The sequence below is a fragment of the Actinobacillus porcitonsillarum genome (assembly GCF_003101015.1).
GTDB classification, from domain to species: Bacteria; Pseudomonadota; Gammaproteobacteria; order Enterobacterales; family Pasteurellaceae; genus Haemophilus_A; species Haemophilus_A porcitonsillarum.
Genome location: NZ_CP029206.1, coordinates 1,254,997 through 1,267,659 on the forward strand (window position 1 = coordinate 1,254,997; position 12,663 = coordinate 1,267,659).

Genomic DNA, 12,663 nt, shown 5'->3' on the forward strand with positions numbered 1-12,663 from the left:
AACAGACCGCTTGATAAATGGAGGAAGTATGCGAATTTTACTCATTGAAGATGATAAGTTAATTGGCGAAGGAATTAAGTTAGGGCTTACCAAGCAGAATTTTGCCGTGGATTGGTTTACAGACGGTAAATTAGGTTTTGATGCTCTTTTTTCTGCAGAATATGATGCGGTTATTTTAGATCTCTCTTTACCTCGAATGGACGGTTTAGACATCCTTAAGCAATGGCGTAAAGAGAATAATCATATCCCGGTTTTGCTCCTTACCGCTAGAGATACGTTAGATGAACGTATTTTAGGCTTTAATGCAGGCGCAGACGATTATCTCTGCAAACCTTTTGCTTTAATGGAAGTGGTTGTACGTTTACAAGCGTTAATTCGCCGTAGCCATCAACAAGTCTCTTCAGAAATCGTAATGGGTGATTTAGTGATAGATAGTCATACTCGCCGTGTAACCCTAAATGGAGAAGATATCTCACTCACTGCAAAGGAATTCCGCTTATTAGAACTTTTTGCCCATTATAAAGATCGTGTGCTTCCACGTTCTTCAATTGAAGAAAAACTATACAGTTGGGATAATGAGGTAAGCAGTAATGCCTTAGAAGTTTACATCCATAATTTGAGAAAAAAACTAGGTAAATCATGGATAAAAACCGTTCATGGTGTCGGCTATAAATTAGGAACGTCAGATGCTTAATTTGTTTGAAAAGCAAAGCTTAAGAGCCCGTTTAATTATCTTTCTTTCTCTCATCACGCTTGTTGTTGCTGTGGTTACAACGATCATGGGATGGAAAACCTTGCGTAAAGAGATCAACACGCTTTTCGATACGCAGCAAATCTTTTTTGCAGAACGTTTGGCTTCTTCTAAAATTGCCGAAGGATTTCATCAGGTACAAGAAAGTGCTGATTTTTATTTTGCAGATGTGGATGATGAAGCGCTCTCGTTTGCTATTTTTACTTGGCGTGGCGAGCAAATCATCAATGATGACAGAAATGGTCGTTTTATTAAATTTGCGCCGAAAGAGGGATTCGATACAGTTATTTCTGAAGAATATGATGAAGATGAAATTGAAACAGAAACTTGGCGTATTTATTGGTTAAAACATAATGATGTCTATATTGCCGTTGGGCAAGAACTTGAATACCGCAATGACTTAATCAATAAAGTCATTCTCTCTCAAATGGGAAGCTGGCTGCCTGCTTTCCCTATTATGATTTTAGGTATATTTTGGATTGTAAGACGAGAATTTCTTTCCCTGAAACGTTTAGAACAACAGGTTAAAGCACGTAAACCAGATGAGACCGAACTCATTGATGAAACCTCTCTTCCTAAAGAAGTTCTGCCTTTAGTAAAAGGATTGAACCGTTATTTTAAACGAACCCAAACCATGCTTAATCGAGAAAGACGTTTCACTTCTGATGCGGCTCATGAGTTACGTAGCCCATTAGCCGGATTACGTGTTCAAACAGAATTAGCACAAATGACAATGAACGATCCGGAAATACACGCTCAAGCGTTAAATAACTTAACTTTAGGGATAGATCGTATATCACAACTGATAGAACAGCTGTTGGTGCTATCACGTTTAGAAAATATTGAACATCTCGATGATCTTGAGGCCATTTCATGGCGCTCTCTATTAGAGCAAGATGTCAGTGAACTCTATACAAAAGCTGAGAGAAAACAAACTGATATTCAAGTTGATATAAAAAGTGAACCAAAACAACAAGGCAAACCTTTATTACTTCACTTAATTTTACGTAACTTGTTAGAGAATGCGATTAACTACACGCCAAATGGAAGTTTAATTAAATTAACTCTTTCAGAAGAAAAATTAGTGATAGAAGATAATGGTCATGGTGTTAGTGAAGCGGACTTACTAAAATTAGGGCAACCTTTTTTCCGCCCAACAGAGCGACCTAATAAGGGGCAAGAAGAAAAAGGAAGTGGCTTAGGGCTTTCTATTATTAAACGGATTAGCGAGCTTCATGGATTTACTTTAGTATTCAGTAAAAGCTCTCTAGGGGGATTAAAAGTTGAGATTGGATTTAATTCAATTTTAGACATCTAAAATGAAAAAGGTTGGAGTAGCTATACTTCAACCTTTTGATGTCTATATTATCGATATTTTTTTAAATGCTCATAAGTCCGTTGTGTTGCAATGCGCCCTCTTGGAGTCCGTTGTAAAAAGCCTTGTTGGATAAGGTAAGGCTCTAAAACATCCTCAATCGTATCTCGTTCTTCGCCAATGGCAGCTGCAAGGTTATCCAAACCGACAGGACCTCCATCAAAGCGATCTACAATCGCTTCAAGTAGTTTGATATCCATGAAATCGAAACCTTCCGCATCAACATCTAGCATAGATAATGCCTGCTTTGCAATTTCTGAACTAATAATTCCATTATTACGTACATCGGCATAATCACGCACTCGGCGTAATAATCGGTTCGCAATTCGAGGAGTACCTCTTGAACGGCGAGCAATTTCATGGGCGCCGCTTTCAGAAAGGTTTAAATTTAGGCAATTTGCACTTCGTTGAACGATAGACGTGAGATCATCCACGCCATAAAATTCTAGACGTTGCACAATACCGAAACGATCTCTTAGCGGAGACGTTAAAGAGCCTGCTCGTGTTGTGGCACCGATCAAGGTAAATGGCGGAAGATCGAGTTTGATAGATCGTGCGGCAGGGCCTTCGCCTATCATAATATCTAACTGATAATCTTCCATGGCAGGGTAGAGCACTTCTTCTATTGCCGGTGATAATCGGTGAATTTCATCAATAAAAAGGACATCATAAGGCTCAAGGTTTGTCAGCATAGCGGCTAAATCCCCCGCTTTTTCGAGCACTGGGCCTGATGTTGTACGAATGTTTACGCCCATTTCATTGGCGACAATGTTAGCCAGTGTTGTTTTTCCGAGCCCCGGTGGACCAAAAATAAGCAAATGATCAAGAGCTTCATTCCGTAGCTTTGCCGCTTGAATGAAAATTTCCATTTGTTGGCAAACAGAAGGTTGGCCAACGTAATCTGCAAGGAGCTTCGGACGAATAGCTCGATCAATAATTTCTTCTTCACGCTTTGGTGTGGCGCTGATAATTCTATCTGCTTCAATCATATGTTATAGCGCGTTCTTTAACGCCTCTCGAATAAGTTGTTCGCTTGTTGCACCTACCAGATTGACTTTTTTGATCATTTTTTCTGCATCAGCAGGCTTATATCCTAAGGCAATGAGAGCATCACGGGCTTCATCACTCGGTTCAGCAGATGATGCCATGATGGTTTCATGAGGTTGTTCAACAAATAAGTCTGTTTGGGATAAGCCTTTAAACTTGCCTTTTAACTCAACTAATAACCGCTCTGCCGTTTTCCGTCCAATGCCTGGAATTTTTGTGAGTTTGGCTAATTCTTCGTTTTCTACCGCACTGGCAAATTGAGAAACCGACATCGCAGAAAGAATGGCAAGGGCTAATTTAGGACCAACACCATTCGTTTTGATGAGCTCTCTAAAAAGCGTTCTGTCTTGCTTTTGGGCAAAGCCAAATAATAGATGTGCATCTTCTCGCACGACTAAATGCGTAAAGATGGTTGTATCTTCGCCAATTTGAGGTAAATTATAGAAACTTGTCATCGGCAAAAGTAGCTCGTAGCCAACACCTTGAACATCTAACAGCATTTCAGGCGGTTGTTTTTCAATAATTTTGCCATGTAATCGACCGATCATAAGATTCCTTAGGTCTATTGTTTAAAAATATGATGAAGTTTAACATAAACTGTATAAAAAATCATTATTATTTATACAGCAGTAATGGAATTATTCGGCTTTAATATCTTTTCTAAACGAAACCATTAACTGGTCAATTTTGAAATTTTCCGTATCAATAATTTCAAACTTATATTGATCGTAGAGAACAAAATCCGTTTTTTTCGGAATTTTTCGTAGCATATACATCATAAAGCCCCCAATCGTCTCATAATTTTCCGGATTTGGGAAAGATTCGATATCTAAGGCTTTCATTACGTCCTCTAAAGGCGTTGCACCATCAATAAGCCAAGAATCTTCATCACGGCGGACAATTTGTTCTTCTTCTGTTGAAACTAATTCTCCCATCACAATGCTCATTACATCATTTAAGGTAATAATGCCGACCACCAAAGCGTATTCATTGACGATAACGGCAAAATCTTCGCCGGCAGATTTAAATAGCTCAAGCACTTCATAAAGTGAAAGTGTATCAGGAATAAAAAGCGGCTTACGTAATAATCGTTGATCCGTGAGTGAGACACTTTCGTTTTTAAGGTATTGGGTCAGTAAATTGTGTGACTCGACATACCCTAAAATTTTATCTAAACCATTATCACAAATCAGTAATTTAGAGTGTGGATCTTCGCCAATGGTTTGAAGCACTTGTTCTTTATTATCGGTGCGATCAAGAAAAATAATGTTTTCACGTGTCGTCATGGTTGAAGTTACACGGCGCTCTTGCATCTCAAAGACATTTTCAATGAGATAGTGTTCATGGGTTTTTAGCACCCCTGCTTTCGCCCCTGCATCAACAACGGCAACAATATCTTCAGTTGTCATATTGTCTTGGCGCACGGTTGAAATGCCAAATACACGAAACATCATATTGGCAATAAAGTCAAAAAACATCACAAGCGGTTTAAAAAGAAAAATACTAAACGACATGATACCGATAGTACGTACTGCGATTTTTTCCGGATGAGTCATCGCCAATCTTTTTGGCATCAGATCAGCAAATAAAACAAATGAGGAAGTAACGAGCGCAAAGGCAGTCCATGAGGCAGCACTATCTACCCATTCGGCTTGGGTATATTGTGAGAACAGTTGGCTAAAATAAGGATTGATCGCACTTTCTCCCACAACCCCACCAAAGATTGCCACCATATTTAAGCCGATTTGCACTACGGTAATAAAGCGCCCTGGTTGCTCTTGTAATTTCATGACTTTTTCAGCACGCAAATCGCCTTCATTTACCATGGCTTGTAGTTTTAATTTTCTGGCACCGGCTAATGAAATTTCAGCGGCAGAAATGACAGCACTGATAATGATGAGTAATAAGATGATGAGGATTGCTTCAAATAAGCCCATGATAATGTAGATGCTCCTTAGTAAGATAAACGATGTTTATTATAGCGTATTTTGGTAAATTTTTTGCCAAATCAGACCGCTTGTTGGCGGTGTTTGAATACAAAAATGGGTATTTTGATACTCAAATTCTAGCTGATAGGCGTGTAAATACAGGCGGTCAGCCTTTTCGCCACCATATAGTGAGTCGCCTAAAATAGGGCTACCCAAACTCTTCATCGCAACTCGTAATTGATGTGTTCTCCCCGTGTGAGGATTGAGCGTAAACCACCGAAGTTGAGGGGCAACGGATTGTGAAGTAAATTGCGTTATCGCAGGGTTTTCTTTGGTATGACAGAGTTTCCAAGCGCTATTTCGGGATTTTTTCATATCGCCAACAATTTTTCCCTGTTTCTTTTTAGGTTTTGCTGTACTGAGTGCCCAATAGGTTTTTTGAATTTTGTGTTGCTTAAATAAGTGATAAAACTCAACCGCCGCCTCTTTTGTTAAAGCGAGAATCAGCAAACCGGAAGTCGCTTTATCAAGACGATGAACAAGCCAAACTTGCGGAACACTGAGTTGCAGTGCAATACGTTCTGTAAGCCCTGTGGCTTCGTTATCTTTATGTACGCTAATACCTTCAGGTTTATCAATGACAATAAAATCAGGGTGCTGGAAGCAGACTGTAAAATGGGAGGACATTTGCTATAATCTCGTAAAATTTTTCATTATTTTAGCAAGGAAATACAATGGCATTGAACATTTATTTAGTTCGACATGGCAAAACGGTGTGGAACATCGAGGGGCGATTACAAGGCTCGGGAGATTCCCCGTTGGTTGAAGAAGGAATTGAAGGGGCAAGAAAAGCGGGAAAAGCGCTTCAACATATCCCTTTTTCGGCGGCTTATTCAAGCATGCAAAAACGTGCACAAGATACAGCGAATTTCATTTTGGCGGAAAATCAGCACAAAAATATTCCTCATTTTCATCACAAGGGCTTAAATGAATTTGATTTTGGCAGTTGGGAAGGAACCAAATCCGTAGATTTATATGAGAATGATGAATATTGGGTTATGAAAAAAACGCCGGCAGAGTATAAAGCTGAAACGAACGGAGGAGAAACCTACGAACAACTTTATCAGCGTGCCTTAACGGCATTTAACCATATTGCTCAGGTACATCAAGATCATGAAAATGTGTTAATTGTCGCTCATGGCATGACGCTCACGGTTTTAACGGCAGTGTTAAAAGGTTTACATTGGTCGGAGTGCCGAGATGAAACAAAACATAGTTTTGTGATTAACACGGCGATCAATATTGCTCAAGTGGAGAATGGGCAGGTAAGTTTAATTGAATTTAATAACGTGGAACATTTAGCTTAATTGAATTTGCAAGCGGTCATAAAAATTTGACCGCTTGTATTTTTTAAAGGAAGTAACTTATTCCGTCATAAATTAATTTTGAGCCAAACGCGATAAAAATTACACCGGCAATATTATCAATATAACGACTATATTTTGTATAAAATAATCTTACGGGTTTGCGTGAAAATAAAAATGCAACTAAACAGAAATAAATAAATGTTGAAATCACAAATAAAAACAAAAGTTCAAAGAGTTGAATAGTCTCTGTAAAATTGCCTAAAAAAGCAGAAATAACACTGGTGAAATAAACGCCGGCTTTTGCATTAAAAATATTGATCATCAGCCCTTTTCTGATTTCAGTGAAAGGACGAAGTACAATAAGGTTTTGTTTATTTTCATTAAATTGCGCATTTTGCGTGCTCTTTATCATCTTCAAACCGATATAAATCAGATAGCTTCCACCAAGGAGCATAATGATATATTGAATTATCTCGCCTGCACTGTGTTTTAGCCATGCTAACCCAAATATCGCAAATGCTGCCCAAAAGATAATCCCGAGAGAAATCCCCGTTGCGGCAAGAAAACCAGCCTTATTCGAATGACTAGCAGATTGTTTTACCACGTAGAAAAAATCAGGACCTGGGCTTGCTAAGCCTACTAAATGAATAAAAAGAATTGTCAGCATATCATTAAATAATAACGTAAATAAGATGTAATGAAATTAATGCAAAAATTGCTGCAATAATATCGTCGAGCATAATACCTAACCCACTTTCAAATTTTTCATCAAAATAACGAATAGGGTAGGGTTTTAAAATATCAAATAAGCGAAAAACAATAAATGTTAAAATATAATAAAGGGTATTATATTCAGGTAAAAAAGCAAACATAAGGAAAATCGCAACAATTTCATCCCAAACGATGCGGCCATCATCATGTACTTGCAGATCATCAGCCGTTTTTTGGCAAATATAACAACCTGAGATAAAAGAAATCAATGTCAGTACAAGGAAGAAAAATGGGCTATGCGTTATTTCCCAAAACAATATTGCAACTAAAAGCCCGACGAATGTGCCCCAAGTGCCTGGTGCCGGTTTGAGTAAACCGGACCCAAATCCGACAGCGAGAAAATGAATAGGTTTTTTTAAGTTGGGTTTTATCATAATAAATCCTATTTAAAGTGATCAAATCCACCTTGTTGAGGTAAGGGGACGATTTGGTGATTTTTATATAAAATAAGACCGCTTGTTGATGGTGTTATTTTTCCAATACAAGTGACCTTAATACCTTGAGAACGTAAGGTTTGCTCCATTTTTTCACGGTTATCGTTACTCACAGTAAAGCAAAGTTCGTAATCTTCGCCACCGGTTAGTGCAAATTGTTCTGCTTGATTTTCATAGACTGAAAGCAAGTGTTGAGAAAGCGGCAGCCCTTCAAGGTAAAGTTCGGCACCAACTTGGCTTTTCTTTAAAATATGCCCTAAATCGGCAAGTAGTCCATCGGAAATGTCTATCGCACAGCAAGAAAAAGCATTTAACGCCAGTCCTAGCTCAACACGAGGTGTTGGACGAAGATGTCTTTGTACTAAATAGCGGTAAGATTCGGTGGATAAATTACCATTTTTTAATAAGAGATCTAAACCGGCTGCGCTATCGCCTAATGTGCCCGAAACAAAAATCCAATCGCCAATTTGAGCTTTGTGGCGAAAGAGGCCCTTTCCTTTTGGCAATATGCCTTGCGCAGTAAGTGTGAGTGAGAGATGACCTTGTGTCGTATCGCCACCAATTAAATCAACATGGTACCGATTTAAAATAGCAAATAAACTTTGGCTAAATTCAGCCAACCAATTATGTTGGATCTTAGGTAAAGTTAGTGCAAGTGAAATCCATGCCGGAGATGCTCCCATTGCGGCAAGATCACTTAAATTTACCGCAACGCTTTTATAGGCAAGATCAGATGCAGAGATATTTGGCAAAAAGTGAGTGCCGCATACAAGTGTATCCGTAGTTATTGCGAGAGTATCATTTGCCCCGATTTGGGTAACAGCACAATCATCGCCAATAGAGAGAGAGACATCTGCACGTTGTGAAGGCTTGCTAAAATACTGTTGGATAAGATCAAATTCGCCCATCGTTATCTCTTTTTAATAAAAAAAGCGAGCTTTTGCCCGCTCTTTGTTACATAGAATAGATTATTTACGACCTAAAGAAGGTGCTAGTTTATCTAAGACGCCATTGATATATTTGTGGCTATCGTCGGAACCAAATGCTTTAGCCACTTCGATGGCTTCGTTGATAATGACCTTGTAAGGAGTATCTTGTTCAAAATGGAGCTCAAAAGCAGCCATACGTAAAATACTACGTTCAATTAAATCCACATTTTCCGGATTACGATCTAAAAACGGTTGTAATGAGCGATCAATTTCATCAATACTTGCAACGGTGCCACGAAAAATACGCGTAAAGAGTGCTTTATCAATTTTACCTTCTGTATCAGGATCTTCTGCTGCAAAAGTATCAGTATGAAATACCAGTTCAATTTCTTCTACGCTGTTTTGTGAAATAGCCCAAGAGTATAAGGCTTGTACCGCACATTCTCTAGCACGGCGGCGAGGAGTTAGTTTCATATAACCTCTATAAAATAAGTAATAAAAATCCTTTATATTCTATCATAGTTTCTTGCTATTTTGTTTGGATTTCTGAGGTCGCGCATTTATATCATTTGCTTGAATAATATAAGGTGTAACAAAAATAACCAATTCTCGCTTACTAATTTGATCTTTCTGATAACTAAAGAGATGTTTCAAAAAGGGAATTGAGCCTAATACAGGGACACGATCACTATCTTTTGTTTTTAAATGTTGGAAAATCCCTCCTAAGACAATGGTTTCGCCATGTTTGGCAAAAACTTGCGTATTTAACTCTTGTTTATCAATAGAGACGGCAGCATTGTCTGAAGTAGAGCTTATAACAGACTGTCCTTGTGAATTTTGCGTTACGACTAAATCCATCAAAATTTGGTTATCTTTAGAGATATGTGGTGTAACTTGTAACCCAAGCACCGCTTCTTTAAATTCCACATCATAAGTTTCAGATTTACGATCATAAATGGCATAAGGGATCTCGGTACCTTGTTTGATGCTGGCTAATTTTTTATTAGTCGTAAGCAATCGAGGGCTTGCAATAATTTCAACACTGTTTTCTTGTTCTAGTGCAGAGAGCTCAAGATCAAGTACTTTGGAATTGATTGAAGCAACTTGTAATACCGCAGAGGCTCCGCCACTTACAGGAAAATTCACATTAAGATTTTTGGTTGAATCCACGCCATTTCCTTCAAGTGTTCCTCCCAATCGGCTATGGGAAGCATTTGGCGATAACATACCCCAACGAACGCCAAGTTCATGTAAATTTTCGCTACTGATAGTCACGATTCTCGCTTCAATGGCAATTTGTTCGGTAGGTTTATCTAACTCTTTGATAAGAGACACCATATTTTTTATAGAAGATGGATTATCTTTGATAATTAAGCTATTACTCCGTTCATCAAAGTGAATATACCCGCCATCAGATAAAACGGAGCCATTACCTTTGGTAAGGGAATCAATGACTTCAGATGCTTTGGCATATTGTAGTTTTATTGTTTTTGTTACGATGATAGGTTTTTTTTCAACAACGATTTCAGCTGTTTTTACAGGTGGTTGAGGGATATCTACACGATTTTCTTCTTTCTTTTCACTCACGTAGTAAATGTTGCCTTCTTTACTTAAATCAAGTTTATTGATTTTTGTGATACTTTTTAAAATGGTTTCAAGCGGACTATTTTCTAAGCGTAACGTGGTAAAGCTATCCACATCTTGATTCAGTACAATATTTGTTTCGGATTCGCCTGCAAGATAAGTAAGAATTTGTGGCGTAGGCGCATTTTTTAAAATTAATGAATATTGGTTCGCAAAAAGAGAAAAAGGAATAAAAAATAATAAATAAAGCCATTTTTTCATCTGATTATCCTAAATTTTTAATGTGATTTCATGGGGCGATTGACAATTTTCTGTTAATGCCCAATTTATGTATTTAATATTTTTTAGTGTGATTTCAGTAAATTGAATAAGTGATTCTTTAAGAAAATCATTTGCCGCAAAATCAAAAATTTGATTATGCTTATCGATAAATAAAGATTTTATATTATCGTCTTTTTTGATGATGCCAATGAGTTTTAAATCTTCAAATTCAACGGGGAGATTTAATTCATTTATTTTTTCGGGTAAGGGGCATGTTGTAAAATTCTGTAATGATTTTGTCGGTTTTTCTTCTTTGTTTGTCTTTTCTCCCTCTCCATAAAATGGATCGGCGAATAAAAGATTTGGTATAAAAAGCATAAAATAAAGTAACTTTTTCATTTGTGTTTTCCTTGTCATTATTCAATGAGCTGTAACGTTGCATTAAGCTGAATTAAATGCGCTCTATTCAATTTAGTTAAGCTAAGTTCTTTAAATCGCAGCATTTTAAAGCCAGTAAGATCATGAATGATCGTAAAAATCGTTTTGGGCTGCTGATTAATCGTAATCGTGATCGACCTATTGTTTTCCATGCTCCATTGAATATTCTCAACTTCTGCATGATAGCGATGAAACAATTGTTCAAGGCTTTGACTGATTTGAGATAATGTCTTGTCTTTTTCATTTTGCTCTTTTTGCTTATTCATTAAATTTGCAAATAATGTTGCTTTTTTTACCGCTTCTTGCTCAAGATTCTGATATTCTTCTTCAAACTTTTGATAAGAGTGTTGATGTCGAAGCATTTGTGATGTTGGATAAGTTATTGTTACTAACACAAGTAATATGATTATTTTTCTTAAGTGTAGATTTAAATAATCAATAAACTTAAATAAGGTGGAATGAGGCTTTAAATAAAAAGCTTGAATATATTTATTTATCATGATTTTTCTGTGTGATAATTAAGCTAAATTCTGTTTTTGATTTTTCATTCGTTTGTAGATTCTCTACTTTAATTGAAAACCCTTTTTCTTCTAAAAAATCTTCTAATGTGGAGAGTTCTTGCTGTTTTTCATACTTGCCTATTATTTTTATTTTTGTGCCATTTTCGTCGTAAAACCGAATATCTGAAATTCCACCGGATTTAATAGGCACTTGCTGAATTAAATAATTAAATTTTGTTACGAGCTGAGCATCTAGTAAGGTGCTTAAATCTAGAGTATGAGTATATTTAGATTGCTCAATTTTCTGTTCCAACTGACTTAACATGCGCTTTTTTTGTTGAATTTGATCAACAAGTAACAGCTGTTTTGCGGTAGCATTTTGTTGATAAATAAAGGTCATGCTAAAAACGAGCATGCTGAAAAAGCCGGTAAAAAGTAATTTAATGACGGCGTTAGCATGAGTCTCTCCCCACTTTTCTTGATGAAAAGCAGTCAGGTTTATTCCTTTTTCTAGCTGTGCCATAGTGCTGCTCCTAAAGCTAAAACATAAATTTCGGGATGGATTATCTCTGAAGGTAAGCACAAGCTCTCAAGAGATATTGCATCTTCAGGCATCTCTGGACAAAAAATTAATTCGTTTTCTTTAAATGTAAATGCTTTGTTTTGGTAAACATAATTGAACATTTTTTGGTTTTGCTGTTCACTATTAAGTAGCGCATGAATTCCTCTTTGCCAGCAATGAAGTTCGCAGTCTAAAATGGTCTGCTTATTGATGATAAGCGGATCGGCAAATGCTTTACGTAAAGCATAAATAGATACTCGCTTGACACTTTGATTCGGTATTTCTGTGGTAGTAAAGTCAAAATACATCTCTTCAAGAGGGATAGGGAGTTCCTGCTTTATCATTTGTAATACCTGCTTATGTTGTGTTGTTTGAGAATGCGTATTCGCTGTTACATAATATTTTCGCCAAATATATTGATAGGGAATTGGGCGAATTAAATGACTCAAGGTGTGAGGTTGAAACTGTTGTTTAATGAATGTCGTTAAATCAATCGGCTTTTTTTGCCAGATGACATGTTCTTGCCCATGTTGAAAATGGACTAAACAGCAATATTCATTGTTCTCAGCGATACCTACTTTGAGGGAGATTGAGGATTTCTTATTTAAAAGTAATGTAAAGAATGACATATAATTTCCCAATTTATCAGTTTATTAGCGATTTAAAGTGTTTTTTCATTTATACTTAGCATTATTTCATGAGCTATATTAGTAGTT

Annotated in this window: 16 protein-coding genes; 3 read left to right on the forward strand and 13 right to left on the reverse strand. The window is 37.1% G+C overall.

The genetic code is table 11. The features are described from left to right. Positions 1–28: 28 nt before the first annotated feature. Entirely contained in the window at positions 29–694 is a 666-nt protein-coding gene (locus DDU33_RS06145; protein WP_108923780.1) for a response regulator, read from the forward strand. Beyond that, positions 687–2,069, forward strand: coding sequence for an ATP-binding protein (locus tag DDU33_RS06150; protein WP_108923782.1), 1,383 nt, complete (start codon positions 687–689; stop codon positions 2,067–2,069). Before DDU33_RS06145 ends, DDU33_RS06150 begins: the two co-directional genes overlap by 8 nt. 47 nt (positions 2,070–2,116) lie before the next feature. Here DDU33_RS06150 and ruvB read toward each other — a convergent pair whose 3' ends face one another. The 4 genes from ruvB to DDU33_RS06170 all read right to left on the reverse strand — a co-directional run bounded on the left by ruvB (position 2,117) and on the right by DDU33_RS06170 (position 5,788). Next, positions 2,117–3,115, reverse strand: coding sequence for a Holliday junction branch migration DNA helicase RuvB (ruvB, locus tag DDU33_RS06155; RefSeq protein WP_005820159.1), 999 nt, complete (start codon positions 3,113–3,115; stop codon positions 2,117–2,119). 3 nt (positions 3,116–3,118) lie between these two features. After that, positions 3,119–3,721, reverse strand: a complete 603-nt coding sequence (gene ruvA / locus DDU33_RS06160) for a Holliday junction branch migration protein RuvA (RefSeq protein ID WP_108923784.1) — start codon at positions 3,719–3,721, stop codon at positions 3,119–3,121. Between the two features lie 90 nt (positions 3,722–3,811). Continuing rightward, positions 3,812–5,110 carry a polyamine export protein PaeA gene (paeA, locus tag DDU33_RS06165; RefSeq protein ID WP_108923786.1) on the reverse strand — a complete coding sequence of 433 codons (1,299 nt, stop codon included), beginning with the start codon at positions 5,108–5,110 and terminating at the stop codon, positions 3,812–3,814. 39 nt (positions 5,111–5,149) lie between these two features. Next, positions 5,150–5,788: a TIGR01621 family pseudouridine synthase gene (locus DDU33_RS06170; RefSeq protein ID WP_108923788.1), complete on the reverse strand. Its 639-nt coding sequence runs from the start codon at positions 5,786–5,788 to the stop codon at positions 5,150–5,152. Positions 5,789–5,835: 47 nt separating this feature from the next. On the opposite strand from DDU33_RS06170, the gene DDU33_RS06175 reads away from it, so the two are divergent. Continuing rightward, positions 5,836–6,468, forward strand: a complete 633-nt coding sequence (locus tag DDU33_RS06175) for a histidine phosphatase family protein (RefSeq protein WP_108923790.1) — start codon at positions 5,836–5,838, stop codon at positions 6,466–6,468. A 43-nt stretch (positions 6,469–6,511) separates the two neighbouring features. On the opposite strand, the gene DDU33_RS06180 is transcribed toward DDU33_RS06175, so the two are convergent. The 9 genes from DDU33_RS06180 to DDU33_RS06220 all read right to left on the reverse strand — a co-directional run bounded on the left by DDU33_RS06180 (position 6,512) and on the right by DDU33_RS06220 (position 12,576). Continuing rightward, on the reverse strand, positions 6,512–7,135 hold the full coding sequence (locus tag DDU33_RS06180) for a LysE family transporter (RefSeq protein ID WP_108923792.1): 624 nt from the start codon (positions 7,133–7,135) through the stop codon (positions 6,512–6,514). 4 nt (positions 7,136–7,139) lie between these two features. Beyond that, positions 7,140–7,613: a phosphatidylglycerophosphatase A family protein gene (locus DDU33_RS06185; protein WP_108923794.1), complete on the reverse strand. Its 474-nt coding sequence runs from the start codon at positions 7,611–7,613 to the stop codon at positions 7,140–7,142. Positions 7,614–7,621: 8 nt separating this feature from the next. After that, entirely contained in the window at positions 7,622–8,581 is a 960-nt protein-coding gene (gene thiL, locus DDU33_RS06190; protein ID WP_108923796.1) for a thiamine-phosphate kinase, read from the reverse strand. Between the two features lie 60 nt (positions 8,582–8,641). Continuing rightward, positions 8,642–9,076 carry a transcription antitermination factor NusB gene (gene nusB / locus DDU33_RS06195; protein ID WP_005820144.1) on the reverse strand — a complete coding sequence of 145 codons (435 nt, stop codon included), beginning with the start codon at positions 9,074–9,076 and terminating at the stop codon, positions 8,642–8,644. A gap of 42 nt (positions 9,077–9,118) precedes the next feature. Continuing rightward, positions 9,119–10,447, reverse strand: a complete 1,329-nt coding sequence (pilQ, locus tag DDU33_RS06200) for a type IV pilus secretin PilQ (protein WP_108923798.1) — start codon at positions 10,445–10,447, stop codon at positions 9,119–9,121. A gap of 9 nt (positions 10,448–10,456) precedes the next feature. Beyond that, a complete protein-coding gene (locus tag DDU33_RS06205) occupies positions 10,457–10,846 on the reverse strand; it encodes a pilus assembly protein PilP (protein ID WP_108923800.1) in 390 nt (129 codons plus the stop codon). A gap of 17 nt (positions 10,847–10,863) precedes the next feature. Beyond that, positions 10,864–11,280, reverse strand: coding sequence for a hypothetical protein (locus tag DDU33_RS06210; RefSeq protein WP_244175303.1), 417 nt, complete (start codon positions 11,278–11,280; stop codon positions 10,864–10,866). Positions 11,281–11,374: 94 nt separating this feature from the next. After that, positions 11,375–11,908 carry a hypothetical protein gene (locus DDU33_RS06215; RefSeq protein WP_108923804.1) on the reverse strand — a complete coding sequence of 178 codons (534 nt, stop codon included), beginning with the start codon at positions 11,906–11,908 and terminating at the stop codon, positions 11,375–11,377. Further along, complete coding sequence (locus DDU33_RS06220) at positions 11,896–12,576, reverse strand: hypothetical protein (RefSeq protein WP_108923806.1); 681 nt, start codon at positions 12,574–12,576, stop codon at positions 11,896–11,898. Before DDU33_RS06220 ends, DDU33_RS06215 begins: the two co-directional genes overlap by 13 nt. Positions 12,577–12,663: the final 87 nt, after the last annotated feature.